A 25,103-nucleotide genomic window follows, 5' to 3' on the forward strand; every position below is an offset into this window, starting at 1 on the left:
ATGGATAATGCAATAGACGTTAAAAATTTAAAGTATCGTACTAAAAATCTAAACCTAGAAGATGTTAGTTTCGAAGTGAAAAAAGGTTATGTTACGGGCTTTATAGGTGCTAATGGTTCTGGTAAGACTACGACAATTCGCATTCTAATGGGCTTACTTAAAGAACAAAGTGGCGATTTAAAAATACTCGGAGAACATTTAGCAGCTAATCCAGTTGAAATTAAAAACAAAATTGGTTTTGTCTACTCCGAACTATATATGTATGAAAATTGGAACATCAAAACAATAGAATCAGTCGTAAGTAAATATTATAAAAATTGGGATCATGAAAAATTTCAAAATTACATTCATCAATTTCAATTAACTTATAAACAAAAGATTAAGCAATTTTCTACAGGAATGAAGATGAAACTTTCTTTAGCTATTGCATTAAGTCATCATGCAGAACTGTATATATTAGACGAACCAACGTCAGGATTAGATCCAGTAGTTAGAAATGAAGTTCTAGAAATTTTACAAAAAGAATTAATTAATGAAGAAAAAACAGTCTTTTTCTCAACACATATTATTTCAGATTTAGAAAAAATTGCTGATTATATTGTTTACTTAAAAAACGGTTCAATCGTTATTAATGAAAGTGTAGAATATCTAACGGAAAATTATAAAATTGTTAAAGGTGATCAATCTATACTAGATGATGAATTAAGGGAATTGTTAATAAGTGTAAAAGAAACGAAAACTGGCTTTTCAGGATTAACGAAAGAAAGCTCAGTATTTGTTGAATTATTTGGAAATGAAATTGTTGTCGAAACACCTTCTATTGAAGATATCATGGTGAGGATTGAAAAAGACCAATTCGATAGGGAAGTGGTTTAAATGAAAGCAATTTTTTATCGGAATTTTCAGTATGAAAAAGGATACTACTTATTATATTTAACGTGCTTTATATTGACGTTACTTACTCATTTCACATTTTTATATGAAAATAATGCAATTTTAAATTTTGTTCCTATATATTTTGTTGCAATTGTTTCAGTTCACTGTATTAATCAAGCAATATTATTAAATAAACAAAGCAGCCAAATTTTTTATAATAGTTTGCCAGTTTCTAAAATCGACATCGTAAAAGCACATTATTTATACAATTTAATGCTGACGGTCATTTCCTTTATAATGATCATTATTATAGCAATATTTAAACACGATACAATATTTTTACAAGCTGCGATATTTATTGTAGCTACCAATTTATTTACATTAAGCATTGTATATCCAGTGCTTACTCAAATTAATAATAATCAATTAGGCGCATGGATAATATCAGCTATGTACGGCATGTTTACAATGTTATATTTTAGTATTTATTCGAATCGTTCATATCCATTTTCAGACGTTTTAGGTTGGAAAATATTTTTATATTTCACACCATCAATATTATTCACGTTTGCTGTGATTACTTGGATTATTCAGTTCAACAAAGCTATCCATAAAGCGAAGCAAGACAATGTCACGATTTATGGAGGTATATCATGAAAGCAATATTATATCGAAACTTAATTTTATTAAAACCATACTTATATACATTATTAGTCATTATTTTAATGTCATCGGTGTTAATTGTACTGCCAATGGAGAACTTTTTTAAAATTGCTATTTTAAGTATGTTAGTCTTGACCCTTCATGTTGTTTTCTTAGTTTCATCTTATTATCTTTTTATAAGGATTAATAAGAATCATTCAGAGTATACATTTTTAAGTTTACCTGTAAAACAATCCACGGTGATCAACACACATTATTTAACGGCATTAATATTAATCTTATTAATACAAATTACGCTAGCACTATTATCAGCAATCGCTTTATTATTTAAAGGAAGCGGAATAGAACTAACGTATGATGTTTATGGTATGTTTTTTAATATCGCAAGTAATTTGTTAACGATTAGTTTGATATTACCATTTGGAGAATATAAAAGATTGTTGAGAATTCCACTTATATTTTGGATGATTATAGTAGGTGCTATTATTCCAAATTTAGTTCAATATATCGATTATGTATTGAGTTGGTTCTCAATTCATACAACAGTATTTGCAAAACATGATATGACGATTTATTTAAGTTTCTCTATTATTTTGTTTATAGTGACTTATGTAATAGCGATTAGAAAAGCTCAAAAAAATACGATTACAATTTAAAAAAGAGGTGAAGCATTATGGAATTAAATCAAATACAGAAATATTATGGAAAGCAACACGTATTAAAAAATATCGATTTTGAATTCGGAGAAAGCCAAATTGTTGGTTTAATCGGTAAAAATGGAGTTGGTAAAACAACATTAATGAAAATTATGAATGAGAATATCGTAAAATATGATGGTTCTTTTAAAAAAGAAAGTAATGCTAAAGTTGGTTATTTAATAGAAAATCCTAAACTATATTTGAATAAAACGGGTTATTATAATTTAAACTTTTTTAGAAATGTTTTAGGTACACAAGTAGATGATCAATATATTAATCAACTAATAGAATCGTTTGGCATTAAGCCGTATATTCATAAAAAAGTTAAAAAGTATTCAATGGGTATGAAACAAAAGTTATCTATAGCAGTTGCTTTAATGAATAAACCACAGTATTTAATCTTAGACGAACCAACGAATGGTATGGATCCAGACGGTTCAATTGACGTCTTAAAAACTTTGGAACGCGTGAGCAAAGAATTAAATATTAAAGTCTTAATATCGAGTCATAAATTAGAAGATATCGAGCTCATATGTGATCGAACAGTGTTTATGAAAGATGGCTCTATTGTTGAAGATTATAATATGAAAGATGAGTCAACAGATGTGACGAAGTTTACATTTGATCATAAAGATTATAATGAAGCACTTAATGTGTTAACAATGAACTATAAAGTCGTAACGAGCAATAAGCAAGAAGGCGTCATTTCTGTAGAGGCATTGCAAGATTATCAAAATGTACTAAAACATCTTAGCGAAAAACAAGTTTATCCTAAGTTTATTAAAAATAATAAAACAACGCTTAGAGATCAATACTTTAATATCAATAAAGGAGTTGAAGCATAATGAATATTGGACAACTTGTGAAATATGACTTAACTAGAATATTTAGAAGTCCTTTAGGATATTTAGGTTTTTTAATTTCAATACTTCCTGGTCTAGGTATCATTCTTTCAGTTAAAACATTGGATGGACCTTTTACTGCTGAAGTCGTTATGGTAATGTTCTTCGTATTTGGTGGACTCGTAATGCTCATGTTCGCTATAAGAACAATTGTACGTGACATGCAATACGGTACGATTCAATTGTTTTTAAATTCAAGAACAAATAGAATAAAGTATTTATATGCTAAGTTGATATCTGCGATTGGTATCGTAGTGGTATTTACTATTTTAGGAACGCTCTTTACATTGTTATCTACATCTATGATAGATGCAGGAAATTTAAGTGCTTCTGATTTTCTAAAAATGTTCGGTGAATTCATTTTAATCATGCTATTTTATGTGACGTTATTAAATATATTAAATTTATTGACTGGTAAATCAGCAATTGTTTATACGGCAACGATACTATGTATTATTTTCTTGCCTACTATATTTGATGCATTTATATTTATTCCAGAAATAGGCGAAGATTTAGCGAAAATGATGCAATATAACCCATTAGATTTCTTACCGAAAATTTTAAACCAAGGTTTGTTATCAATGAAAGCATCTCAAATTTGGATTTCAATTGCTTGTATAGCTATTTTTACAGCTATTAATCATTTCATTATAAGAAATAAGAATATATAATGGTTTATCCCTCATTTCTATGTTAAATTTAACATATTAGATATATGAATGAGGGATATTTTTTGGGTAAAAAATTTGTTAAATATTATATTATAATTGGGATACTGTGTATTATCGGGAGTTTCTTTTTCGAAGGTACACCTCAATCATTAATGATTGGTGCAGGATTAGGATTTTTCCTTACAGCAATTTTAGCTAAATTTGAAAAAGAAGATAAAGTAGATGAGCATCCAGACAAAACTAAAAACGAACAAGATAAAAAGTAACTGCTACGTTGTGTAGTAGTTACTTTTTATGAAATTGGGGTGAATATATGTTACGTAGTTTATTATTTAAAAAGTTAGAACAAAAAGAACAGGATATGATTAATCATTATAAATATTTACATCAATATCCAGAGCCATCATTTAATGAAGCGAAAACGTCTCAATATATTGAATCTTTTTATAATGACAAAGATGTTGTCATACATAAACGTATTGGTGGAAATTATGGATTAATTGTAGAAATAGAAGGAAGCCTACCAGGTAGAACAATTGCGCTTAGAGCAGATTTTGATGCATTAAATATTAGTGAAGATACCGGTTTGTCATTTTCCTCTAAACATGATGGATGGATGCATGCATGTGGTCACGATGCACATACTGCTTATTTAATGGTGCTTGCCGAGAGTTTAATAGAGTTAAAGGATCATTTGCCAGGAAAAGTAGTGATTATACATCAGCACGCTGAAGAATTAGCACCAGGCGGAGCAATTGATATGTTAAATTCGGGATACTTAAATGATGTTGATGAAATTTATGGCATACACTTATTTCCAGACTACACGCCAGACGTCATTTCATATAGAAAAGGTCCTACAATGGGAGGACGTTCATTATTCCATTTAAAAGTAATAGGTAAAGGTGGACATGGTTCTAGTCCACATTTAGCGAATGATGCGATCATGGCTGCAAGTACTTTTGTAACGAATGTACAAACTGTCGTTTCTAGAAGATTAAATCCGTTTGATATGGGTGTCGTTACAATTAGTTCGTTTAATGGTTTAGGATCTTTAAATGTTATTCAAGAGAGTGTTGAATTAGCTGGTGATGTAAGATATATGGAAAGTCGCATCGGTCATCAAATACATGATGAAATCGTGCAGTTAATAGAAGGATTAGAAGAAACATTTAATATTAAATGTGAGTTTAACTATGAATTAGATTGCATTCCTTTAATCAATCACTATAAGCAAACTGATTATTTAGTTGATATTTTAGCAACAAGTCAAGGAGACTATTTTGAATCATTAAAAGAACATGAGCAACTTACGAGTTCTGAAGACTTTGCGAGCTATTTGGAAAAAATTCCAGGAACATTTTTCTTTATAGGTTGCAAACCCTATGGTGTTGATGAAGCTTTTTATAACCATAGCCCTAAATTTATCGTTAATGAAGATGCTTTATTAACAGCAAGTAAAGCATTAGGGGAAGTAGTTCTAAATAGATTATCTATAGAATAGTATGAGCATGACACACTAACAAAACGTTAGTGTGTTTTTTTATAAAAAATTTAACAGAAACCGTTTACAAAACTTCAGAAAACGTTTACAATAACTTGTATACAAGTATACGAAAGGTTTGGAGGTATTTTATGAAGCATCATTATCATTATCCAAGTGACTGGTTAAAACATCGTTCAACAGGAGAGCAAGTGGCGAGTGAACTGAGGTTAGCTATTATAAGTAAAGAAATAGCAGAAGGTGAAAAATTAAGCGAAAACAAAATTGCTCAACAGTTTGAAGTCAGTCGATCGCCAGTTAGAGATGCACTTAAATTACTTCAACAAGATGGACTCATTTCTCTTGAGAGAATGGGAGCTATCGTCACTGGCTTATCAAATACAAATCAAACAGAAATATACGATATAAGATTGATGCTAGAGTCATTCGTCTTTGAAAGACTGCAACTAGAAAATAATATCGAAGTTATTAAACAACTCAATAAAATCTTGAAAATGATGACAGTAGCAGTTGAATTTAAAGATGCGGATGAATTTACAAGGTTGGATTTACAATTTCATGAATCGATGATTACAGCAATTAATCATCAATATATTGAAATGATATGGTACAACTTAACGCCAGTGATGGAATGTTTAATTCTAGTATCGATGAGACAAAGAATGCAGAATGAACCAGAAGATTTCGAAAGAGTTATTCATAATCATCAAGTTTATAATGAAGCTATAGAAACGAAAGATAGAAATAAGATGAAAGAAGCTTTCCACTTAAACTTTGATGATGTAGATGAACAAATAGATGTGCTATGGAATTCACAAACAAATATAGAAAGAAAGTAGGATTTTATAATGAAATACATGATTGGTATAGATATCGGTACGACGAGTACTAAAGCTGTTATATATGATGAAGCAGGAAACTTTTTAAATAAACATAGTATAGAATATCCAATGTCTACACCTGAAATTGGAGTTGCTGAAGAGAATCCAGCAGAGATTTTTGATGCAGTGCTATTTACAGTAAAAAAAGTCATTAGAGAAACGGGTGCAGAGGCAAAAGATATTAAATTGTTAAGTTTTAGTAGCGCAATGCACAGTTTAATCGCTATGGATAAAGACAATCAACCTTTAACGGAATGTATAACATGGGCTGATAATAGAGCAAGAGGATATGCAGATATGATTAATGAGCAACATAATGGTATAGAAATTTATAAAAGAACCGGTACACCTATACATCCGATGTCACCACTATCGAAAATTTATTGGTTAAAACATGAGCATGAAGATATATACAACCAAACTAAAAAATGGATTGATATTAAATCTTATGTATTCTATCAGTTATTTGAAGAGTACGTGATGGATCATTCTATAGGTTCTGCAACAGGTATGATGAATTTAGAATCATTAAGTTGGGATAAAGAAGTCATGTCTTTACTTGGTATTGATGAATCTAAATTACCTAATCTCGTATCTACTACGCATATTATGAAAAATATTAACAAAAAATATGCAGATTTTATGGGCATAAGTGAAAATACACCAATCGTTATAGGTGCTTCTGACGGTGTCCTTTCCAACCTAGGCGTAAATAGTTATCGAGAAGGTGAAGTTGCCGTAACGATCGGTACAAGTGGTGCGATAAGAACAATTATCGACAAACCAAAGACAGATGATAAAGGTAGAATATTTTGTTACGTATTAACGGAAGATCATTATTGTATCGGCGGACCGGTCAATAACGGCGGAGTTGTCTTAAGATGGTTAAGAGATGAGTTGTTAGCAAGTGAAGTAGAAACGGCTAAACGTTTAGGTGTGGATTCTTATGACGTATTAACTAAAATTGCGAGCAGAGTTAAACCTGGTGCTAACGGCTTAATATTCCATCCTTATCTAGCCGGGGAACGTGCACCATTATGGAATGCAAATGCGAGAGGTAGTTATTTCGGTTTAACGTTATCTCATAAAAAAGAACATATGATTCGTGCAGCATTAGAAGGCGTTCTTCTTAACTTATATACAGTATACCTTGCTTTAGTTGAAGTGATGGATAAATCACCAGAACAAATTAAGGCGACTGGGGGATTTGCTAAAAGTGAAGTATGGAGACAGATGATGGCAGATATTTTTGATACTTCAGTTGAAGTACCTGAAAGTTATGAAAGTTCTTGCTTAGGTGCTTGTGTATTAGGGTTAAAAGCATTAGGGGAAATAGAAGATTTTGAAGTATTAAATGATATGGTAGGTAAAACATATCAACATGAACCAAATCAAGAAAATGTTGATATTTATCAATCACTTATACCAATTTATATCAATTTAAGTCGTAAATTAACTGAAGAATACGATTTAATTTCAGAATTTCAAGCAACACATTCATAAGGAGATGTTAATATGTTTACAGAAATTGCACCATTATTAATAGTAGCAGTAGCGATTGTATTATTATTAGGTTTAATTATGTGGTTAAAACTTAACACTTTTGTATCGTTAATTATTACGGCAATCGTAACAGGTATTATGTTAGGAATGCCATTGAGTAAAGTTATTGCCACAATTGAAACAGGTATGGGATCTACGCTTGGTCATATCGCTTTAATATTTGGTTTAGGGGCGATGTTAGGTAAGTTATTAGCAGATGGTGGTGGTGCAACGAGAATTGCTCACACACTTATTGATAAATTTGGTCAAAAGCGTATTCAATGGGCAGTTGTCACTGCATCATTTATTATCGGTATCGCTTTATTCTTTGAAGTAGGATTAGTCTTATTAATTCCAATCGTATTTACAATAGCTAAAGAATCAAAAGTATCTACATTATTCTTAGGTATTCCTATGACAGCAGCATTATCAGTCACACATGGCTTTTTACCACCACATCCAGGTCCGGTAATGATTGCTAAAGAATATGGAGCAGACATTGGTCAAGTACTATTATTCGGGTTTATTGTAGCTATACCCGTTACAATTATTGCTGGTCCAATCTTTACTAAATTCGCTAGGAAAGTTATCCCAGAAGCATTTTCGAAATCAGGAGATTTAGCTTCTCTAGGAAAACAAAAATCATTTAAAATAGAAGATACACCTGGTTTTGCAATTTCAGCATTAACAGCTTTATTACCAGTATTTATCATGCTTATTTCAACTGTTGTAGATTTATTAACAGGTTCACCAGAGAATCCATCAGGCATTTTAGGATTTATTAGTTTCTTAGGTGAAGCGGGTACGGCAATGTTAATTTCAGTATTGTTTGCCATCTATTCAATGGGTGTTAAAAGAGGACATAAAATTACAGATGTAATGGACACGTTAACAAACGCTATTTATCCAATTGGTATGATGTTATTGATCATTGGTGGTGGCGGTGCCTTCAAACAAATCTTAATAGATGGTGGTGTAGGTAAAACTGTAGAAGAATTATTTACGGGAACAGCAATGTCACCAATATTACTTGCTTGGATTGTTGCAGCAGTATTAAGATTGGCACTTGGTTCGGCAACTGTTGCTGCTATTTCAACTGTAGGTATTGTAATGCCTCTATTAGAAGCATCAGATGTTAACCTTGCTTTAGTTGTTTTAGCAACAGGTGCAGGTAGTGTTATTGCATCTCACGTAAACGATGCTGGTTTCTGGATGTTTAAAGAATATTTCGGATTAACAATGAAAGAAACATTCTTATCATGGACACTACTAGAAACAGTCATTTCAGTATCAGGTATCATTTTCATACTATTCATTAGTTTGTTTGTATAAAAGGAAAGAATAATGAAAGAGAATCTGGGATATCATTCTCTTTCTCAAAATAAATCACCCAATCCGTGAGATACACTTTTGGATTGGGTGATTTTTATATTGCTGATTTAGTAAAGTACATGCTTGCCTAGGGGTATGAGCAAATAGTATTTCTAGTTCGTTGAAAAACACCGTTCTAGCAATAATACAAAGTTGAATTCAACAATGTCTTTAACAGTTAGGCATTCCTAACTGTTAAAATAACTGGTTATAAATACACTTAAGAAATTAAACATTTGAGTTAAGAAGGAATACACAAAAAATCCTACAGTGCTGATATACTTTAGTCATAGATAACACATCACGAAGCACAATACATTCAATTCCTCAAAACTATTTCGTATATGTTTTTCATGATTGTAAATGACTTTGTGTAGAACGTGTTTAGATAGTTATCTGTAATTGTAACGTTGAAATGGATCATATAATGATTCAAGCTATTTTTATAAGGTTTCCCGGCTTTATAAAAATACATGTTTCCTTAATTAATAACCCTTCCCCGAAAAGCGCTCGTTAATTCCCGGACGAGCGCTTTTCACTTGCAGATTTTTACGTGTTAACTTTAGTAACATAGATTTTTAAGTTTTATAAAAATAAAGTAAAATAAACTCATCGATCCATGGGGATGGTGAGAGATGTTACTATGAGTAATAGGGTAGTATACATATATAACTAATATAATATTTGAGTTTAGGACATAAATCCTAACTTAAAATAAAACACCCAATCCGTTGGAATTATTTTCGGATTGGGTGTTTTTATATTGCTGATTTTGTAAAGTGCTGACGCCCGGGGGAATAGTATGAGTGAGAGACTACAGGCTCGAGCCATACCCCTAGGCAAGCATGCACTTTACAAAATCATTATAGTTTTGGACATTTATGTCTCAGCCTCAAATAGTTTATGCGATTGAACTTACGATTGATTCGTAAACATCGTCCCAAAATTGTGTGTTGTTTTGGTATGCTTCGTGTATTTGATGATGAACTTCTTTTTCTTTTTCAGCGTATGTTGAATCATCTTTACTAGGTAAGTCTTTACGTAATATTTCTACATGTTTTTGAACACTTATAGCTCTAGGTCCCCAAACGTGTTCTTGTTCGTGGTTTTCATTTAAAAATACAAAAATAGGTATTGATCGAGCTGTACCGTTTGTTAAGTACTGATCGATAAGGTTTGTATCTTCATCTCGGTGAAACACTTTCACTTCAATATTGGCATAGTCAGCAATGTTTAATAATACTGGTATGTTCATCATTGCATCTCCACACCAATCTTCAGTAATGACAAGTACTTTGTAATTTTTACCTTTAATTTTATCTAAACGTTCATCATTTTTAGGTAATTGAAAAGATTGATATATATCTAATAATTGATCTTTATTTGTTGTCATTTCGTTAACGTATTCTTTAATTGGTTGTGCTTGTTCATAATATGTAACTAACTTAGTCATAGTCATAAATCCCCCTTTTATATACTCAATATTATAACAATTCTGAAATAATTCGCAAAGAACTAAACTTGAAGAAATATTTAATTAACAGCGTTATCAATTATTTTAAATGTTTTATGATCAACATCTAATTCTGCTTGTGCGCCATAAGGTATAATGCATTTTGGTTCGTTATGACCGAAACTTGCGTTATAAAAGACCGGCATATCTTCTTGGTTCCATTCTTTTAACATTTTAACCCAAACTTCTTTGTATTCTTCATAATAAACATCATCTTGTGGACGACCGATAATTACGCCATTTATTTTGTCAAAGATACCCATTGAACCGAATGCTCGGACATAGTCTTCCATTAACCATGGTGGTGCATGTACTTCAGCAGTTTCGATGAACAATATTGCACCTTCGAAGACATCTTTATCTGGGAATACATCCGTAGCTTTTAATGAATGAAACAGCTCCATGCAGCCACCAATTAAATGTCCTGTTGCTTTACCTTTACCATTTAAAATTTCATATCCGTTGCTATCAAATGATTCTCGATTAATATGCTTATTTTTCTCGTCCCACTTTAAACCGTATTTTCGGATTTGTGGTGAAGCAGGCACATTACCAACAGGCCCATTTTGGAACCAAGTTTGATTAATAGATTGAACCGTGTAATCATCCATAGAAACATTTTCAGCAAAATCAGTTAAAAGTAGCGGGCCATAGAAACTTGAGATACCAGCTTGATAAAACATAAAGTGAAGGGCAGTAGTATCAGAATAACCACTAAATATTTTAGGATTATTTCTTATAATATTTAAGTCTATGTATGGCCATAACCTTACAGAATCATCACCGCCTAAAGTACAAATAATGGCTTTTACTTCTGGATCTTCAAGTGCTTGATGTAAATCATCTACACGTTTTTCTGGATGATTATATGTGAAGTCTGATCCTTTAAGTGCATGAGGCATAACTTTTACCTTTAAGCCGAATACTTCCTTTAATCGCTGAATACCAACTTCTGTTCTCCAAAGCACTTCTTCTTCACCTGCATAACCTGATGAAGGCGAAACAATTGCTACAGTGTCACCTTTAGAAAGTTTGCTTGGTTTGATTAATCTTTCCATTCCAAATACCCCCTTATTTGTATATTGGAATTAGTATAGCATACTGATATAACTTGAAATCAAATATTTCAGATGATAATATGATGTTGTTTGTAAAAAGAATGGTAATATATTAATGAAAGTAAGGTTAATATCATAATAGAAGGGGCATGTTTCATGGATAAAATAACCTTCCTTAATTACCTTGAGGATGAATTATCTCGTTTGCCTAAAGTTGAACGAGATAAAATAATGTATGAATATGAAACGAAATTTTTTGAAGCTCACAATGAAAAAGAATTAATTCATGAATTAGGTGAACCTAAAGTTATTGCTAAAAAAGTTTATGCAACAAGTGCCATTCAAGATGCAGAATTATCGCCTAATTTTAAAAATGTTTTTCAAGCGATTATGGCCACTTTAGGTTTAAGCTTTTTTAATATATTCTTTATTATCATACCGTTTTTAATCATTGCTTTTATACTGTTAATTGTTGTCGTTGTAGGTGCTTTAATGATGTTAGGACCTATAGTCAGTATTATAAATATCTTTGTGCACGGGTTCTATTGGATTGATATAACGAATATTATATTTTCAATATCATTTTTAGGTTTAGGATTAATGTTGCTTATAACCGGATTGAAATTAATAGAACTATGCTATAAAGGAATTTTGAAATATTTAAAATGGTGTGTAAAAGTCATTAGGAGGCGTGCTGAATAATGAAAAAGTTATTTTTAACAGGTTTAAGCGTCTTCTTAATATTTGGCTTAATTGGGACAATACTTTGGTTCACAGTTAATAATAAATTCGAGAAGCAAGAAACGTATGAGAAAGTTTTTAAAAATAATCAAGTAGAGCAAATCATTGTCAACGGACAAAATACAAATGTTGAAGTGAAAAAGGGGAAATATTTAGGAATCAAATACACTGGTAAGCAAGAAGTAAATGCTAGTATTGAAAATAATTTACTTCATTTTACAGAACGTGATAGTAAATATCAGTTCAATGCTAATTTTATTCCATATAGAAAAACGATTAACCATTTAGTCATTACATTACCAGAGAAAAATTATCAATCGTTTAATATTTCTACGAATACTGGAAATATCTCCATTAAAGATGTGAGCAGTAACAATAGTAATATGATTACCGATACCGGAAACATATCTTATGATAATGTTAATTTAAAACATGCTAAAGCTATCACGAGTTTAGGAAGTGTTAAAGTTAAAAATTCTAAACTCACAGAATTTAATGGGGGAATTGAAACGGGTAATATACGAATCAATAAGAGTAGTCTCATTAATAGTGAAATGATTACATCCTTAGGCGATATAAATATTAGCCAGCTGAAAAATGAATGTGATATTAAATCATCAACAGAAGATGGGAACATTTCAATTTCTTATGAACAACCACCTAAAAACACTTTGCTACAATTACAAGCCGAATCAGGCAAAACAAAAATTAAGAATAAAGCTTTTAATGGTGAAAAAGTAGGTAATGGTAAGCATGTGATTGAGAGTTATACTGATAATGGAGATATTACAATTAAATAATGTAATGAAAGAAGCAAGGACATAAATATCTAAATTGTAATGATTTTGTAAAGTGCGGACGCCCGGGGGAATAGTATGAGTGAGAGACTACAGGCTCGAGCCATACCCCCAGGCAAGCATGCACTTTCAAAATCAGAAATATAAAAATCACCCAATCCGAAAATGAATCCAACGGATTGGGTGATTTATTTTGAGAAAGGGAATGATGTAACATCTTCTTTCAAGGTGCATGTTCCTTTAATAACTAAGATAAAAGTGGTTGCTAGAGCATTGCTCTTTATTCACTGGCAAATTCTATATCTGTATCTATTTGTCCTGATATCGTACTTAAATGTAATGACTTACCATCTAGCCAATCTTTGAAATTAAATGTATGAATTGTCCCATTTTCTCCTAGAGCAATTTTCATTTGTAATTGTTCAGGTATATAAGCAGATGTATGAATCGTACCTGACCAACTTTTAAAAAGTTTACTATAAATTTCATATTGAGGATCATTAAAATAACGAAAAGCATGTTCTAATGACATATTCTCATGAGTAATATGATCAATTCTAGAGTATCTTTCTATCGATTCTTTAATGTAGTTTCTATTCTCATGTGTTAACACTTCAAAATGATTCGTACACAAATTATTATTTTTTGTGACGACATCTCTAGGAGTAGCCTCTACTGTTATTCTTCTATTATGCTTATCCATTAAAATGTAACTAAAAGAACTACGGTGAGGAATTTCTTTCAATAAAGCTACTGCTTCTTCAATATCTTTACACGTTTCTAATATAAGCCTTCCAATCATATAACATACAAAGCCGTCTCCAGGTTTTTTTCTATGCATAAAATTGTAACCCATGGCTAAACCATGTTCATTCATGCCATCCATTCTTCCTGTAACTCTAGATGTCGGTCCAATTTGTGCATAACCTCCATCATTTGGTTGAAACAAACTAAATCGACCGTCATAAGTGGCAGGATTATAATCATAATTTCTAACCATGTAATCATTCCCTAAAAATATAGAACAACCACTATCTTTAGCATACACTCTGTAATGACCGTAATTTAATAAGATTCTTTCGAGCGGAAACTTTAATGTATCTTGTATCCCCATAAGTTCGTCCCAAATTTGAGGTGCGAATTTTTGATAAATCTTCTTCGTTTCTTCTATATCTATATCAAAACGAGGTCTTCTAATTTTCCATTCGTTTTCTCTATTCTCTAACATTTTAGTAGATTGTAACCATTTAGCTTGGGCAACGCCATAGTCATAATGATTTCCTCTAAATTCAAATGTCTGCATATCAACTTGTTGCAACGTTATCACTCCTAATATACTTATTTTGATTGAAAAATGACATTTTGTCACGTATATCATATTAAGAATATTAAGATAGGAAATATGATGTTAAACAGATTGTAATAATGCCTTAACCTATGTAATTTTTTACCATGTTATATTTAGTTTACCGATTATCTCACGCAAAATGTGAGAAGGGGGTATGTATAATGTGGAATCAAGGATATATTTACATGAAAAAAATTTGGCAAGAGTGGTATCGAAGATAAATTAATGTAATAAATTGCGCTCATAAAACATCTAGAATATATATTTTTGAAATAAAAAGAGCATCATACCCGTTAATAGGTGTGATGCTCTTCTTATTTATACTTGATCTGTTGCAGTTGAATAATGATGTTTACGTTTCGTTCGCTTTGTTTGGTTTGACCATATAATTGCGATAGTAGGTCCAGTTAATAAATGGATAAAGCTAAATATAGCACCTGGAACGGCTGACAATGGATTAAAGTGGGCAGTAGCAAGAGAAACTGCAAGTCCAGAGTTCTGCATTCCGACTTCTATTGAAATTGCGCGTTTATCAGGTCTATTTAATTTAAATATTTTGGCTAATAAATATCCGATTGTTAAGCCACTTATATTATGCAGTAAGACGACAGCAAACATAATCAAACCTGTTTCAATAATTTGGACTTTGTTTCCAGCTACTACACTTGAAAGTATTAATGAAATTGAAACTACTGAAATAATAGGTAGTATGTCTACCGATTTTTCAGCAACAGGTTTGAAAAATCTTTGAACGATAAAACCTAAAATAATAGGGATCAGTACGACTTGTACGACTGATATAAACATTGAAGCAAATGATACTTGTAACCACTCTCTAGCAAATAAATATATTAAGCTAGGTGTCACAATTGGTGCTAATAATGTAGATACGGTTGTAATAGAGACTGACAATGCCGTATTGGCTTTAGCTAGGTAACTGATAACGTTAGAAGCAGTACCACCAGGGCAACAACCAACTAAAATTACGCCTAATGCGATATCCGGGCTTAAATTAAATCCTTTTGCTATTAAATATGCCGTTATAGGCATAATCGTATATTGCAGTATCACACCAATCAAAACACTTTTAGGTGATTTAAATACTTCTTTAAAATCATTTGTAGAAATGGTCATGCCCATACCAAACATTACAATTCCTAATAAATAAGGAATATAAGGTGCTACTTGAGCAATGATATTTGGAAAGCTAAATCCTAATATGGCTGCTACTAGCATCCAAAGGACAAATGTTTTATTAATGAATTGACTGAATTTCTTTATATTACTCATATATGCACCTTCCAATAGTATAATAATCTGAATATTAACAATAATACAAAAAGTTTTCAATATCTTTATCAAAATAATTGTTTGTTTAACTTTTTAAAAAAGAATTGATACATTTAATGAGTTATTTTATACTATATAAAGAACACAAATAACGATATATCTTATAGAATGAGCGTAATATCTTTTATGTATTTTGAATATTATGTTATGATATAAGAGGTAGAAAATGATGATAGAGGTGACTTCAATGGATTGTATTAAAGGGATTTTCAAATTCTTTTTCATCTTAATTGCTATAACAACAGTTGCTGTTGGGGCAGGTATTGCTGTCTTAGCATTTGTATTTAAAAAAGATTTTGAAGAATTAGAACAAAAGACTAAAGAAATTGTATCTGAAATCGAATCTAATAATTAAAATAAAGGAGCAATCACTATTTTTATGTGATTGCTCCCTTTTTTAAAAAAATATTAGGAGGTTATTTATTTTGCATTATGAAAGCAATGTGTTAATATCTCCGAGGTTAGATTACGATAAGACCAATCAATTAGAGAAGTTATCACGAAGGTTAAAGGTACCTAGTGATAGAGAGCTTCATGCATTAATTGAAGCAATAGAATATGATCAGCCATTTTTAAAATCTATAACAATTGGAACGAGCAATGAAGAAGAAATGATTAACACTGCATTTCATTTAAAGACTTTGATAGAACATACTTGGTACGAGTATAAGCATTCAGATGTGTATGTTAATGTTGTCATATGGAAGAATAATGTAGGCTCTACTAAAAAATATGTTGAAAAGTTTATAGCAGATTCTCCCGATGTTTGGATTACTCTTGGATCTCAAATAGGATTTAGTAACATTCTCAAACGATTATTTCGACTGGAAGTGTGGGACTCGAGGAAAACTTATTGTTTAAACTCATTGCTATCCCAGGCAATGGTTGATATAGTTGGCCACAAATATTTCGAGGGGCTAAATGGTATTAGTTACCATGGGGAAATTCTAAAAGTTAAGAAAGGTATAATCGTTTCAAATGCTAATTATGATTCTGAGACTTCTTTTTCCTAATTATAAAAAATATCAATGAAGTGATACATATGAGTAATGCACTCATAATATATGTGAAGTAATGTGAGGATGTTTGTCCAGTTTCAGGAAGAGATTTTGTTTCTGAGCTGGGCTTTTTTTCTTTATTATTATTTTGAATAGAATGGTTGGAATCAGGAACTAAGAAATCTTTAACTACTGATATTTGATAAGTCTGTGAATTACTTTGATTACTATTCATGTTATTAGAATTATTTAGAGTATTAGCTTGGGTTTGTTGATTCTGTTGGTTATTGTCTAATTGTGTGTGTTGCATAGAATCTTGTATAAAAGGTGAGACTGATTTGTTGTCGGAATTAAATGTGTAATATTTATCCTATCCTATTGAAATAGTTGAATGAGTGTCTATTCCATTAATAGTTACATTGAATTTAGTATCTTTAGGAATATTTGAAGGAATGTTGATTGTAGTTGTACCATCATTGTTAGTTTTACCAATAAATTCTTGGTTCTGTGCTAACAGTTTAACTTCTATGTTACTTAAAGGTTGATAAGTTTTGGAAAGTACATCGATCGTGATACTCTGATTATTTATAGTAGGTGTATTACGAAGTTGGTTATCAGAAGAAGTTAATTGATATAACTTATTAGGCTCAACAGTAAAAGTCTGTTGATTTGAAGTAGTCAAAGTATATTGCGTTTTAATATTCTTGCTTGGTATTTCAATAAAAGCTAACCCATCTGACCTAGTTGTTAAATATTTAACTTCATTATCTAACTGAAGTTGAAACGTTTCGTTAGGTATAGGTATGTTGCTTGCAGTAAAAAATTGAAACCAATGGGTATTGTATTATTACTTGCGTATACATTGTTAGGCGCATTGAGTGTGGTAGCTACAAGACAAACAATACTATAAAAGAAGAATGAAAAAATCTTCATTATGTCCTCCTTTCTCGTTATTACCAACGATCATTGGGTAAATATATTATGCCATAACTCTCCTTAATATTCCAGTATTATTTTATACTTTTTTTATAAGATTTTAATTTTAACTAAAACCTACCTATATAAATGCAGTCTAAAATTTTTTTGATATGAATAGCAGCTGTTTTGAATGGCTCAAATAAAAAGCATAATATAAAAGGGGAGTCACATATTAAATGTGCAAGTTGTAATCAAGAAATACTTTAAATCATAAGTAACATAGAAAAACAGAGAGAACTTTTATATCATAAAAGTTCTCTCTGTTTTTTATTCAATATTAAATCTTTTTAATATTTCTAACTGACGCATAACAGTGTTCACCGTTATTAAAATGAACTGTTCGATCTTTCGTATCAATGTTATTCACATTATTACGATTAATAACATAACTATTATGACATCTGAAAAATCTATCATCCAAATTAGATAAATTTTTCAAACTACCATAAAATTCAATTTGCCTATTGTCAAGATGGGCGATTAGTCTATGTGATTTTGAAGATGATTCAAAAAACATCACATCGTCGTATTGCACATATACTGAATTACTGCCTCTTGTTAATTCTATCTTCTCGACGTTAGTATTTTTAGATAACATACCAAGTCGAATATAAGCAGTGTCTAAACAATCTAATACTCGCATCTTTAATTGATCTGGATCATCTTTAAAGATGAAATCCATTGCTGCAACTTTATAAACGAAAGTTAAATATGTTAGTTCACTATGACTTGTAACAAAAATGATATTACCAATAGGGTCATATTTACGTATTTCACTTGCTAACGTAATACCATTTATATCTGCATCTAATTGAATGTCTAAAAAGTAACATCCTATATCGTTTGCTGTTTTGACATGATCTAATAATTCATATGGATCATTCGTAGCAAGTTCAATCGACATTTCTTTTTCTTCGATCATAATATAATTATTTATAATCTTTTGCATCCGCTCTAGTTGTTTAGGGTCATCTTCACAAATGATGATTTTCATCGAATCACTTCCTCAGTACGATCATTAGTGCGATCATTTAAAATTTCAAGCTTTTGAATAAAGTATTGATCATTAATAAATGTGTCTAAGAAAACATGATCAGTTTTCTCAGTGATTTCTTTCAATGTCGTTAAACCAATACCACGTTTACGACCTTTAGTAGAATAATGGTTTTCAAATAACTTATGTACTTTTGGAGTATCTTTAGAACATTTATTCATGAACACAAGTAGTACTGACTCATCATTTTTAATAAAAGCAATTTGAATTGTAGGGTTGTCTACAAACTCAGAAGCTTCAATCGCATTATCCATAATAATTCCAATACAACGACTCAGTTCAACAATGTTCATATTTATATGATCAATCTGTTCAGTAACCTCAATACTAATATTGATATTCTGTTCTTGAGATTGGATAATTTTCGTAGTTAATAAACCTTTAATTTCTCTCACATGTAAATTTTGAAGACCATTAATTTTAATCGCGTTTAATTTCATATCATCATGTAGGTGGGCGATATTTTGATCAAAATATGTTCTTAGTCCATTCATGTCATCTTCTCTTATATACTCAGATAAAGTTGCTAAAATATTTACATAATCATGACGAAACTTACGCATTTCATTGTTGATTTTTTCAATCTGCAAAGTGTATTTATAATATTGATTAATTTCCTTTTTAGTCCGTTGCAATGCCATTTCACGAATAACCGTAATGGAAATTAAAATGATAAAAATAGCAGCGACACTAACATAAATCACATAAAATAATGTCTGAAATTCAAACTCTTTTTCTGTATTATATGATTTAGGCATGTAAACATAAAAGACCATAAATGAAACTGCTAAAAATGCAGCTAATAAAAGTAAATAAATACGGTTATTATATAAATAACTGAGTTTAAGTCTATTCATCAATAGTCTTATCAAAACAGCTAAAGTTATAGATATTAATATATGCATAATACTATAAATTATAAAAAATGGTATGTAATTATCTTTACCATTTAAGATAAAATTCGTTATTAATATAGATGAGTAATCAGATACGACTGAAATAATAATAACTATTAAAGTATTAATTACACCGAGTAGTTTAAATTTTCTATAAAAGAACACAAAATAAAAAAGACAAACATATAGAATGGATCCAACACCAAATATATAATAAAAAGTAAGTGAAGGGATTATGAAGCCTATAATTAAGGCACCATAATCCCTTTTGTTGTATCGATAATTTTGTGTTATAGCTAGTAATATAGTAAATAATAATACTTGTAATAATCCAAAAGGTAAAGATTCTAAATTAGAAAGCGAGTCCATATATTACACTTCCTTAATGACAACTTATTGTTTTTCTTTTAATAGTTCTGCTGGTACTTCTGTTTCATCTAAAAATGCTGTACAACCTCTAATTACCGCTTTTTCACCGAATGATGAAAGGAAATTTGATGCTGATTTTGAGAATAAAGTAGCTAATAAATTCATGATATTGTTTCCTCCTCTTTGTAAAATATAGGTAATAGTGATACTGCTTCGAAGACCAATCCTAAGCATACTAATTGTTGATAAGGTTCTTTAATGAATAAAGAAATGATTATCAATATTGTAGCGGCTATGATTGATCTAAGTTTAAGACCTTTTCGCCACTTGCCTAATATTGGGTGTTTCTTTGTTTGCATTGGTGCGTACTTTATTATTATGAGATAACCGAGTATCGCAATCGCTAGAAATGGCCAATACGATATGTTGGTATTAACGATAATAAGTGGTGCGACCACAAACATTATTAGGCTTTGTATGGTACATAAAAATGTGGACTTTGCATGCGCGCCAAACGCAAAATATCTAATGGCAAAATAACTAAGATGTACAATAAGTGTGTATAAAAATATATGGGATAGAAGGGCAGCGCCATAAATGACTACAGTCTTCATAATATTTCCTACAATTACTTCTAGTCCATACTTTACCTTTAAATAACTAACATGATCTAGGTTATTTGTATTTTGAAGACTTAATGCAATCTTATCGATTTGTGTTTGTACAGGTTGATACATAGCGCCCCTCCTTCAGTATAATTATAGAACAAATTGATTAGCATTTTACTTCTTTTGCCCAACTGTATTATTTTCATGCCTAACTGTTGAGATTTCTAATATATTTGTATTTTAACATAATTTCAATGCAGTTAAGAACTAAAAATAACGACTTAGGGAATATATAAATTTCATATACATATTTAATATAAGATAATTAATGACTATTTAATTATATAAATTAATTTAGAAATCGTAATTATAAAGGGGGATCCTTTATGGCAGGCGATATCGTCAATGCTATTTGTGGTATTTTTCAATGGCTTGTAGAAGTTGTTAGTGGCCTATTTGATTAAATGTCGATAATTTCTACAAGTTTAGTGTATATTATAATCAATCTTTCAACGTGTACCAATAGGTATGCGTTTTTATTATAGTTATTGAGTGTTTTCATGTAGAATGATATTTAAGATAAATTTAGGGAGGAATTTAATTTTATGAAAACTAAAGGTTATATTGGAACTTATACTAAAAAGGATGGTAAAGGCATATATCGATTTGATGTTGATGAAAACGATCAAACAATCGAAAAGGTTGAAGTTGGTTACGAAGTTGAGGCATCTACATATGTTACGAATCATAATCAATTTTTATATGCTATTAAAAAAGATGGCGATGATTGTGGTGTCGCAAGTTTCTTAATTAATGAAGATGGTAGCTTAACGTTTATCAATGATTGTTTAGCTTCCCAAGAAGGTACGGGATGTCATATTTCAGTTTCTAAAGATGGTCAATTCTTATTTGAAGCTGTATATGGTGCAGGTCTTGTTAGGCTATATAAACTTGATCATGAAAATGGTGGAATAAGCGGGTTAATAGATGTTTATCGTGCTGAGGGTCACGGACCAAATGAAGCAAGACAAGAAAGTAGTCATGTTCATTTTGTACAACAGACACCAGACTTGGATTTTATTGCAACAGTTGATTTAGGGGCAGATGCTGTAAGAACATTTAAATTTTCTGATGAAGGGCTAGAATTAGTTGAAACATTAGAAACTCAAGCAGGTAGTGGTCCGAGACATTTAGCATTTCATCCAAATGGTGATTATGCATATTTAGTAAATGAATTAAGTAATACAATCCAAGTGTTGTCTTATAAAAACGGCAAATTTGCAGAGATTAGTCCTACATTAATGACGATACATGAGGATTTTGACTTAAATTCACAAGTTGGTGCTGTCAGATTAAGTCATGACGGTCAATTTATTTATGTTTCAAATAGAGGTCACAATAGTATTGCGGTATATAAAATTTTAGGTGACGGTGCTCTTATTGAAACGGTCGAAATTATTACAAGCGGTGGAACTTGGCCGAGAGACTTTAATATCACACCAAGTGATTCATTCTTAGTTGTAGCACATGAACATTCATATAATTTAGTTTTATTTAGTAGAAACAAAGAAACAGGTAAATTAACAGAGATAGAAAATGAACAAAAAGCTGCAGAAGGCGTTTGTGTTCAATTTATTTAATGGTAGGTGAATAGCTTTGAAAATCGCACTTTATCAAATGCATGTAATACCGGGAAAACCAGAAGAAAATATGCAAAAAATTAGTCAATGGTTTGACCAACTTAGCGAAGAAATAGACATAGCAGTGCTACCTGAGATGTGGAATACGTCATATCGTTTAAGTGATTTGAACCAACTTGCTGATGAAGAGGGTAATGTTATCATTCCTTTTTTAAAAAAGAAAGCTAAAGCGTTAAATAAGCATATTATAGCTGGATCTATCGCTTATAAAAAAGGTGACGAAATTTATAATAGAGCGCTTGTTATTAATAAAGAGGGAAATTGTATTAACACTTACGATAAAGCTCATTTAGTACCGATGTTGAATGAACATCATTTTCTAACTTCGGGTGAAAAGAAATCTACTGTTTATCAGTTAGATGAAATAGAAATGGGCACAATTATATGTTATGACTTGAGATTCCCTGAATTATCACGTTCTTTAGCATTAGAAGATGCAAAAGTTATATTTGTCCCAGCACAATGGCCAAAATCAAGAATTGATCATTGGAAAGCTTTATTACGTGCTAGAGCAATTGAAAATCAAGTGTATATGATTGCATGTAATAGTGTAGGTTATTGTGATGAGAGTGAATTTGGTGGCAATAGTTTAGTATATGGACCAGATGGCTCATTAATTGATAGCTTATATTATGATGAAGGGACACTCATTGTTGATTTAGACTTTGATGCACAAGAACAAATTAGAGAAGCAATCCCAATATTTAATAGTTTGAGAACGGATTTATATTGAGGTGTAAAGCGTTTCGGACATAAATACCGATTCTTAAAATAAAAGATCTCAGACTGCCGACAAAGTCACTTAAAGTGAACTTGTTGGCAGTCTTTTTTTGAGCATTCTTGCCTAGAGTTTTGATTGTCTTATTGAACATTTTCAGAAAAAGTATACAATCAATTATATGTTGATAATCTATATTGAGATGATTGGAGATGATTGTTTGGAAAGTGATGTAGCAGTTCAATTTAAAAATGTTGAATATGAAATAAACAATTCTAAAATTTTAAAAGAAATAAATGGAGCGTTCATTCAAGGGAAATTGACTTCTATCATAGGTCCTTCTGGGGCAGGGAAATCAACTTTATTAACTTTAATAAACTTATTGAAATCTGCTACAAAAGGGGAAATCGTGATAAGCGGTAAAACGATTGATTCATATGATCCGATGGAATTACGTAGAAAAGTCCAGTTAGTTTCCCAAGAAGCGACGATGATTAAAGGAACCGTTAAAGATAATTTAGAACTTCCTTTAATCCTTCAAAATAAAAACATGACAGATGAAGAAGCGGAACAATATTTGGAAAATGTTGATTTATCTACATCTTTTTTAAATAAGAATAGTAAAGAATTATCTGGTGGAGAAAAACAAAAATTATCTTTAGCACGTGCACTTGTTAATAAGCCTAGCATTATATTGTTAGATGAAGTGACTTCTGCACTTGATAGAAACTCCAAACAGGCGATTGAGTTATTACTTCAAAAAATTAAGCGAGAACATAATGTCACTATGATATGGATTACTCACGACATAAATCAAGCACTAAGAATGAGCGATTATGTTTGGGTTATGAAAAATGGAGAAGTAGTGGAAACGAATACTGTTGAAGAAATTGAAAACTCCAAAAATACCGATGTCAAAAGTGTTATAGGAGAAAAATCAATATGACCATCACATCTATAATATTAATGTTTATTTTTATCATAATACCCATTGTTATTTCTAAGAGCTTTAAATTAGGATTAGAAAAAGATACGATCGTTGCAGCTGTACGATCATTTGTTCAGTTGCTCATTGTAGGTTATATATTACAATTTATCTTTGATCAAGATAGTCATATATTCATTTTATTGATGGTTATACTCATGATTGGTGCAGCTACTCAAAATGCTAGAAAAAAAGGGTTAGAAATACCGGGCATAACATGGAAATTATTATTAGCGTTTATTGCAATTGAAATTATTACGCAAGGTATATTAATAGGATTTAGTATCACGCCAGCAACTGCTCAATATATTATTCCTATAAGTGGAATGATTATCGGGAATTCTATGGTGTTAAGTATATTATTTTTAAATAGATTTATGTCAGAAATTAAACAAAATGAAGACATTATCGAACTTATTTTATGTTTAGGTGGTACGCCTAAACAAGCGATTCATAAACAGTTAATTACATCTATACAATCAAGTGTTATACCAACAATTGAACAGCAAAAAACAATAGGACTAGTTCAATTGCCGGGCATGATGAGTGGTCAAATTATTGCAGGCGCAGATCCGTTAGAAGCTGTACTCTTTCAAATATTAATCGTATTTATTTTATTAACATCTGCGACGATGACAAGTGTGATTTTAGGATTCTTATCATATCCAACTTTGTTTAATAAACAACAACAATTAATAGACAGTCATTTCAAATAAAAAGTGAGTCGGGGACATAAATGTCCCAAACTATAATAATTTTATAAAGTGCATGCTTGCCTGGGGGTATGGCTCGAGCCTGTAGTCGCGCGCGGCATACTATTCCCCCGGGCGTCAGCACTTTACAAAATCATAAATATAAAAATCACCCAATCTGAAAATAATT

At 30.9% G+C, this 25,103-nt stretch carries 28 protein-coding genes; 18 read left to right on the forward strand and 10 right to left on the reverse strand.

What is annotated here, in order from left to right:
• The 10 genes from pmtA to LQ598_RS08365 all read left to right on the forward strand — a co-directional run bounded on the left by pmtA (position 1) and on the right by LQ598_RS08365 (position 9,069).
• Positions 1 to 876, forward strand: coding sequence for a phenol-soluble modulin export ABC transporter ATP-binding protein PmtA (gene pmtA, locus LQ598_RS08320; RefSeq protein WP_016912256.1), 876 nt, complete (start codon positions 1 to 3; stop codon positions 874 to 876).
• Positions 877 to 1,533, forward strand: coding sequence for an ABC-2 transporter permease (locus tag LQ598_RS08325; RefSeq protein ID WP_016912255.1), 657 nt, complete (start codon positions 877 to 879; stop codon positions 1,531 to 1,533).
• On the forward strand, positions 1,530 to 2,195 hold the full coding sequence (pmtB, locus tag LQ598_RS08330; RefSeq protein ID WP_107557193.1) for a phenol-soluble modulin export ABC transporter permease subunit PmtB: 666 nt from the start codon (positions 1,530 to 1,532) through the stop codon (positions 2,193 to 2,195). The genes LQ598_RS08325 and pmtB overlap by 4 nt, the downstream gene beginning before the upstream one ends.
• A gap of 17 nt (positions 2,196 to 2,212) precedes the next feature.
• A complete protein-coding gene (gene pmtC / locus LQ598_RS08335) occupies positions 2,213 to 3,082 on the forward strand; it encodes a phenol-soluble modulin export ABC transporter ATP-binding protein PmtC (RefSeq protein ID WP_107557194.1) in 870 nt (289 codons plus the stop codon).
• A complete protein-coding gene (locus tag LQ598_RS08340) occupies positions 3,082 to 3,810 on the forward strand; it encodes an ABC transporter permease subunit (protein ID WP_016912252.1) in 729 nt (242 codons plus the stop codon). Before pmtC ends, LQ598_RS08340 begins: the two co-directional genes overlap by 1 nt.
• 62 nt (positions 3,811 to 3,872) lie before the next feature.
• Positions 3,873 to 4,076 (forward strand): hypothetical protein, encoded by a 204-nt coding sequence (locus LQ598_RS08345; protein WP_016912251.1) that lies wholly within the window; start codon positions 3,873 to 3,875, stop codon positions 4,074 to 4,076.
• A 47-nt stretch (positions 4,077 to 4,123) separates the two neighbouring features.
• Positions 4,124 to 5,314, forward strand: coding sequence for an amidohydrolase (locus tag LQ598_RS08350; RefSeq protein ID WP_103323140.1), 1,191 nt, complete (start codon positions 4,124 to 4,126; stop codon positions 5,312 to 5,314).
• Positions 5,315 to 5,445: 131 nt separating this feature from the next.
• Positions 5,446 to 6,153: a GntR family transcriptional regulator gene (locus LQ598_RS08355; protein ID WP_107536984.1), complete on the forward strand. Its 708-nt coding sequence runs from the start codon at positions 5,446 to 5,448 to the stop codon at positions 6,151 to 6,153.
• 9 nt (positions 6,154 to 6,162) lie between these two features.
• Entirely contained in the window at positions 6,163 to 7,698 is a 1,536-nt protein-coding gene (gene gntK / locus LQ598_RS08360; protein ID WP_107559417.1) for a gluconokinase, read from the forward strand.
• 12 nt (positions 7,699 to 7,710) lie between these two features.
• Positions 7,711 to 9,069, forward strand: coding sequence for a gluconate:H+ symporter (locus tag LQ598_RS08365; protein ID WP_016912247.1), 1,359 nt, complete (start codon positions 7,711 to 7,713; stop codon positions 9,067 to 9,069).
• Between the two features lie 940 nt (positions 9,070 to 10,009).
• On the opposite strand, the gene LQ598_RS08370 is transcribed toward LQ598_RS08365, so the two are convergent.
• Positions 10,010 to 10,561, reverse strand: coding sequence for a thioredoxin family protein (locus LQ598_RS08370; protein WP_107559418.1), 552 nt, complete (start codon positions 10,559 to 10,561; stop codon positions 10,010 to 10,012).
• 80 nt (positions 10,562 to 10,641) lie between these two features.
• Entirely contained in the window at positions 10,642 to 11,679 is a 1,038-nt protein-coding gene (locus LQ598_RS08375; protein WP_107559416.1) for a S66 family peptidase, read from the reverse strand.
• Between the two features lie 156 nt (positions 11,680 to 11,835).
• On the opposite strand from LQ598_RS08375, the gene LQ598_RS08380 reads away from it, so the two are divergent.
• Together LQ598_RS08380 and LQ598_RS08385 are read left to right on the forward strand one after the other, a co-directional pair.
• Entirely contained in the window at positions 11,836 to 12,381 is a 546-nt protein-coding gene (locus tag LQ598_RS08380) for an HAAS signaling domain-containing protein (protein WP_016913176.1), read from the forward strand.
• The gene (locus LQ598_RS08385; protein ID WP_107559415.1) at positions 12,381 to 13,220 is read left to right on the forward strand and encodes a DUF4097 family beta strand repeat-containing protein; all 840 of its coding nucleotides are present in this window, start codon (positions 12,381 to 12,383) and stop codon (positions 13,218 to 13,220) included. Before LQ598_RS08380 ends, LQ598_RS08385 begins: the two co-directional genes overlap by 1 nt.
• Before the next feature lie 277 nt (positions 13,221 to 13,497).
• Here LQ598_RS08385 and LQ598_RS08390 read toward each other — a convergent pair whose 3' ends face one another.
• The gene (locus LQ598_RS08390; RefSeq protein WP_016912300.1) at positions 13,498 to 14,535 is read right to left on the reverse strand and encodes a C45 family autoproteolytic acyltransferase/hydrolase; all 1,038 of its coding nucleotides are present in this window, start codon (positions 14,533 to 14,535) and stop codon (positions 13,498 to 13,500) included.
• Positions 14,536 to 14,883: 348 nt separating this feature from the next.
• Complete coding sequence (locus LQ598_RS08395) at positions 14,884 to 15,855, reverse strand: bile acid:sodium symporter family protein (protein WP_107559414.1); 972 nt, start codon at positions 15,853 to 15,855, stop codon at positions 14,884 to 14,886.
• Positions 15,856 to 16,102: 247 nt separating this feature from the next.
• On the opposite strand from LQ598_RS08395, the gene LQ598_RS08400 reads away from it, so the two are divergent.
• Together LQ598_RS08400 and LQ598_RS08405 are read left to right on the forward strand one after the other, a co-directional pair.
• Positions 16,103 to 16,270, forward strand: coding sequence for a hypothetical protein (locus LQ598_RS08400; protein WP_049320466.1), 168 nt, complete (start codon positions 16,103 to 16,105; stop codon positions 16,268 to 16,270).
• 70 nt (positions 16,271 to 16,340) lie between these two features.
• Complete coding sequence (locus LQ598_RS08405; protein WP_107559413.1) at positions 16,341 to 16,928, forward strand: hypothetical protein; 588 nt, start codon at positions 16,341 to 16,343, stop codon at positions 16,926 to 16,928.
• Here the strand turns inward: LQ598_RS08405 and LQ598_RS13895 are convergent.
• From LQ598_RS13895 to LQ598_RS08435, 6 genes are all read right to left on the reverse strand, one after another.
• Complete coding sequence (locus LQ598_RS13895) at positions 16,897 to 17,223, reverse strand: LPXTG cell wall anchor domain-containing protein (protein WP_345773318.1); 327 nt, start codon at positions 17,221 to 17,223, stop codon at positions 16,897 to 16,899. The two genes, LQ598_RS08405 and LQ598_RS13895, sit on opposite strands and share 32 nt — an antisense overlap.
• 60 nt (positions 17,224 to 17,283) lie before the next feature.
• Entirely contained in the window at positions 17,284 to 17,595 is a 312-nt protein-coding gene (locus LQ598_RS08415) for a hypothetical protein (protein WP_239745417.1), read from the reverse strand.
• A 573-nt stretch (positions 17,596 to 18,168) separates the two neighbouring features.
• Positions 18,169 to 18,885, reverse strand: a complete 717-nt coding sequence (agrA, locus tag LQ598_RS08420) for a quorum-sensing response regulator AgrA (RefSeq protein ID WP_016912305.1) — start codon at positions 18,883 to 18,885, stop codon at positions 18,169 to 18,171.
• Positions 18,882 to 20,210 carry a quorum-sensing sensor histidine kinase AgrC gene (gene agrC / locus LQ598_RS08425; RefSeq protein ID WP_107556913.1) on the reverse strand — a complete coding sequence of 443 codons (1,329 nt, stop codon included), beginning with the start codon at positions 20,208 to 20,210 and terminating at the stop codon, positions 18,882 to 18,884. Before agrC ends, agrA begins: the two co-directional genes overlap by 4 nt.
• Positions 20,211 to 20,234: 24 nt before the next feature.
• A complete protein-coding gene (locus LQ598_RS08430; RefSeq protein WP_016912307.1) occupies positions 20,235 to 20,375 on the reverse strand; it encodes an AgrD family cyclic lactone autoinducer peptide in 141 nt (46 codons plus the stop codon).
• A complete protein-coding gene (locus LQ598_RS08435) occupies positions 20,372 to 20,947 on the reverse strand; it encodes an accessory gene regulator AgrB (protein WP_016912308.1) in 576 nt (191 codons plus the stop codon). The genes LQ598_RS08430 and LQ598_RS08435 overlap by 4 nt, the downstream gene beginning before the upstream one ends.
• 476 nt (positions 20,948 to 21,423) lie before the next feature.
• Between LQ598_RS08435 and pglS the strand changes: the two genes are divergently transcribed.
• The 4 genes from pglS to LQ598_RS08455 all read left to right on the forward strand — a co-directional run bounded on the left by pglS (position 21,424) and on the right by LQ598_RS08455 (position 24,937).
• Positions 21,424 to 22,458, forward strand: coding sequence for a 6-phosphogluconolactonase (gene pglS / locus LQ598_RS08440; protein ID WP_107537371.1), 1,035 nt, complete (start codon positions 21,424 to 21,426; stop codon positions 22,456 to 22,458).
• Positions 22,459 to 22,474: 16 nt separating this feature from the next.
• Positions 22,475 to 23,251, forward strand: coding sequence for a carbon-nitrogen family hydrolase (locus LQ598_RS08445; protein WP_107537372.1), 777 nt, complete (start codon positions 22,475 to 22,477; stop codon positions 23,249 to 23,251).
• A gap of 205 nt (positions 23,252 to 23,456) precedes the next feature.
• Complete coding sequence (locus tag LQ598_RS08450; RefSeq protein WP_107537373.1) at positions 23,457 to 24,182, forward strand: ABC transporter ATP-binding protein; 726 nt, start codon at positions 23,457 to 23,459, stop codon at positions 24,180 to 24,182.
• Positions 24,179 to 24,937, forward strand: coding sequence for an ABC transporter permease (locus tag LQ598_RS08455; RefSeq protein ID WP_103322327.1), 759 nt, complete (start codon positions 24,179 to 24,181; stop codon positions 24,935 to 24,937). The genes LQ598_RS08450 and LQ598_RS08455 overlap by 4 nt, the downstream gene beginning before the upstream one ends.
• Positions 24,938 to 25,103 lie beyond the last annotated feature (166 nt).

It is taken from the genome of Mammaliicoccus sp. F-M27 (assembly GCF_022387115.1).
Classification (GTDB): Bacteria; Bacillota; Bacilli; order Staphylococcales; family Staphylococcaceae; genus Mammaliicoccus; species Mammaliicoccus vitulinus.

Coding starts and splice junctions, on each gene's coding strand:
- LQ598_RS08365 (WP_016912247.1), top strand. CDS start 7,711: ATGTTTACAGAAATTGCACCATTATTAATAGTAGCAGTAGCGATTGTA.
- LQ598_RS08370 (WP_107559418.1), bottom strand. CDS start 10,561: ATGACTAAGTTAGTTACATATTATGAACAAGCACAACCAATTAAAGAA.
- LQ598_RS08385 (WP_107559415.1), top strand. CDS start 12,381: ATGAAAAAGTTATTTTTAACAGGTTTAAGCGTCTTCTTAATATTTGGC.
- LQ598_RS08380 (WP_016913176.1), top strand. CDS start 11,836: ATGGATAAAATAACCTTCCTTAATTACCTTGAGGATGAATTATCTCGT.
- agrA (WP_016912305.1), bottom strand. CDS start 18,885: ATGAAAATCATCATTTGTGAAGATGACCCTAAACAACTAGAGCGGATG.
- pmtB (WP_107557193.1), top strand. CDS start 1,530: ATGAAAGCAATATTATATCGAAACTTAATTTTATTAAAACCATACTTA.
- LQ598_RS08355 (WP_107536984.1), top strand. CDS start 5,446: ATGAAGCATCATTATCATTATCCAAGTGACTGGTTAAAACATCGTTCA.
- LQ598_RS08400 (WP_049320466.1), top strand. CDS start 16,103: ATGGATTGTATTAAAGGGATTTTCAAATTCTTTTTCATCTTAATTGCT.
- LQ598_RS08325 (WP_016912255.1), top strand. CDS start 877: ATGAAAGCAATTTTTTATCGGAATTTTCAGTATGAAAAAGGATACTAC.
- pmtA (WP_016912256.1), top strand. CDS start 1: ATGGATAATGCAATAGACGTTAAAAATTTAAAGTATCGTACTAAAAAT.
- LQ598_RS08430 (WP_016912307.1), bottom strand. CDS start 20,375: ATGAATTTATTAGCTACTTTATTCTCAAAATCAGCATCAAATTTCCTT.
- LQ598_RS08455 (WP_103322327.1), top strand. CDS start 24,179: ATGACCATCACATCTATAATATTAATGTTTATTTTTATCATAATACCC.
- LQ598_RS08435 (WP_016912308.1), bottom strand. CDS start 20,947: ATGTATCAACCTGTACAAACACAAATCGATAAGATTGCATTAAGTCTT.
- LQ598_RS13895 (WP_345773318.1), bottom strand. CDS start 17,223: ATGCAACACACACAATTAGACAATAACCAACAGAATCAACAAACCCAA.
- LQ598_RS08375 (WP_107559416.1), bottom strand. CDS start 11,679: ATGGAAAGATTAATCAAACCAAGCAAACTTTCTAAAGGTGACACTGTA.
- pmtC (WP_107557194.1), top strand. CDS start 2,213: ATGGAATTAAATCAAATACAGAAATATTATGGAAAGCAACACGTATTA.
- LQ598_RS08340 (WP_016912252.1), top strand. CDS start 3,082: ATGAATATTGGACAACTTGTGAAATATGACTTAACTAGAATATTTAGA.
- LQ598_RS08395 (WP_107559414.1), bottom strand. CDS start 15,855: ATGAGTAATATAAAGAAATTCAGTCAATTCATTAATAAAACATTTGTC.
- pglS (WP_107537371.1), top strand. CDS start 21,424: ATGAAAACTAAAGGTTATATTGGAACTTATACTAAAAAGGATGGTAAA.
- agrC (WP_107556913.1), bottom strand. CDS start 20,210: ATGGACTCGCTTTCTAATTTAGAATCTTTACCTTTTGGATTATTACAA.
- LQ598_RS08350 (WP_103323140.1), top strand. CDS start 4,124: ATGTTACGTAGTTTATTATTTAAAAAGTTAGAACAAAAAGAACAGGAT.
- gntK (WP_107559417.1), top strand. CDS start 6,163: ATGAAATACATGATTGGTATAGATATCGGTACGACGAGTACTAAAGCT.